Raw genomic sequence first — 2,117 nt, forward strand, 5'->3', positions numbered from 1 at the left:
GTGCATGGTCCAGCTCGGCCGTCAGCGAAGGACTCTTGTCGACAATCTTGTTATCGGCCTCCCATGCGGCAAACGAGGGATAACCAACGACAAAAATCGCGCGCGACTTCCCGGACATCGAGTTCAGCGCAACGTAGTGGCCTTGAAGCTTGCCGCGATTCATCGCAGCCACAAAGTTCGCTTCGCTCCTGTCGTGAACCGCACCGGCCTTACCCGGCTTGAGGAACTCTCTTTGCAGTTGAATCACTTTGGGCGGGGTGACTGCGTCTTGCGCAACGGCCAACAGACTTCCTGCGGCCGCAAGGGACAATCCCAACAACATTGGACTGATTTTCATAGTGAACCTCCTGGACTTGCTCAGAGATCGGTGGCGGGGGGAGTGGAGGGTGGGAATCGCACGTGCTCTGGGGCACGGCGATTATCTTGCCCATGGCTCCGTTAGTAAAGAAGTATCTGATCGGAATGAGCAAGTTTGATCTGATAGGAATACTTTGTGTGCATTCGACCTCGAGGTGCGCGCACATGCCAACGGCTCCGGTGCAGCCGGGCCGCTGGCGTATGCTGCAAGACATCTACGACAGCGGACCAGTCCTATTCTGTTGGTTTCGGCTTCCAGAAATCGGGATCGGCCTTGATCCACTCGTCCGGAACATAACTCTGGGCGGGGTTCAGGGAATACAGCTCAACCCGCTCGCTCTCAACCGACGCGGCGCGAAGGTCGCGGATCTTCTTCATGTCGTCCTCGCTCAAAGCCGCTCGGATCTTCGGATCTTCGGAGAAGCGCTGGTCGATTTCGGCCTCGGAATTAGAGGCGGTCAGGAACACGTACTGGCCGACCGACTGGCCGTACTCGGTCCGATATGCCCCCCAATGCTGGGTGGTGCCGGCCTTGTCGAAGGCGGCCATGTACAACTTCATCAGGTCCTCAAAATCCTTGCCATGACCGGGGCGAACTTGGACGATGTCGGCTTCGAGGTAGCGGTTCTTCGGGCCAGGCGTCTTGGAGTGGAAGCTCAACTCGGGGTCGGAGCTGAAGATCAGAACATGAGCCTCGTCCAGCAACTCTCCGTCGGCCGCGTTGATCCGCTCAAACTCCGAAGCCACGGCCGGTGCGTCGAACATCTTGTTGGCAGTCTGCACTTCCTCAAAAGAGTTGAAAGGGGACAGATAAATTGCCCGCGCTCGGCCAGTGATGGCGTTGTATGCCGTGTAGTGCAGCGGGAAGTTGGCCTTTCGCATGGCCTCGACGAAAGCGCCTTCCGTCTTGTCGTGAGCCATGCCGCCTTTGCCGGGCTTGGTGTATTCCACGACGACCTGCAGGTACTTGGGCGCTGAAGCGGTTGCAGTGGATACATTTTGCGTTGCGGCCGGCACACTGCCAGCGACCGCGAGAGACAGTCCCAACAGAATTGGGCTGAACTTCATGGTGAACCTCCTGGACTTGCTCAGAGATCACGGGCGATGGGGGAACGAGTCAGGGCCGGGGAACGCTGGTGCTCTGGGGCAGGGCGCAAGCATAGCCCCCGTGCCCGCTCGTGTAAAGCAAAATCCCCAATAACTACTTCGGATTCCGCGAATCCCAGCAACACTACCCTGATTTCAATCACCAACTTGAATCGCCTGCAGCTCGCTGGGCGCCGAGAATCACTTGCGCGCAACAGGATAGATGGAGACTTGGTCACGGGTCAGGACGGCGAGTTGAGATCCGTCGGCGGCGAGTGCATACCCATCCAGGCTGGACGAGGGAGACGTGACGCGTGTGCTGGATAGTCGCTTGCCGTCATCCGCGCGATAGACTCCGAGTTCTTCGGAATCCAGACGGGAGGCGCTGAAAGCATCGCCCGAACTGACCTCACTGGAGCGAACGGTTTTCACCACGAATGTTCCGGGATCGGCGATGCCCTTTGCCGTGTAGCCCAAATCGTCGGGACTCGAGAAACCCTTCAGCGTGAGCTTCCCACTGGAATTCAAGACCCGGTATTCAAGCAAGCCGTTATGGAGATCACAGCTGGTGAGGAAGAGGAGATCGGGCGCCAGACTGGAGAGTTGAGGCACGCAGCTTGACCCGAAGCTGGCGAGGACCGAACGCCGGCCGGCCCAGGTCAGCAAGGCAACGC

The 2,117-nt window shown here is 58.6% G+C and carries 3 protein-coding genes; all 3 read right to left on the minus strand.

The features are described from left to right. Positions 1-337: hypothetical protein (locus tag WA354_RS19680; RefSeq protein ID WP_472814724.1), on the minus strand; the 337-nt coding region annotated here is incomplete at its 3' end. 254 nt (positions 338-591) lie between these two features. Then, complete coding sequence (locus WA354_RS19685; protein ID WP_472814725.1) at positions 592-1,308, minus strand: hypothetical protein; 717 nt, start codon at positions 1,306-1,308, stop codon at positions 592-594. Positions 1,309-1,644: 336 nt separating this feature from the next. Beyond that, positions 1,645-2,117 (minus strand): hypothetical protein (locus WA354_RS19690; protein WP_472814726.1); only part of this gene is annotated, 473 nt, incomplete at its 5' end.

Origin of the sequence: Occallatibacter sp. (assembly GCF_049802275.1) — a bacterium.
GTDB lineage: Bacteria > Acidobacteriota > Terriglobia > Terriglobales > Acidobacteriaceae > Telmatobacter.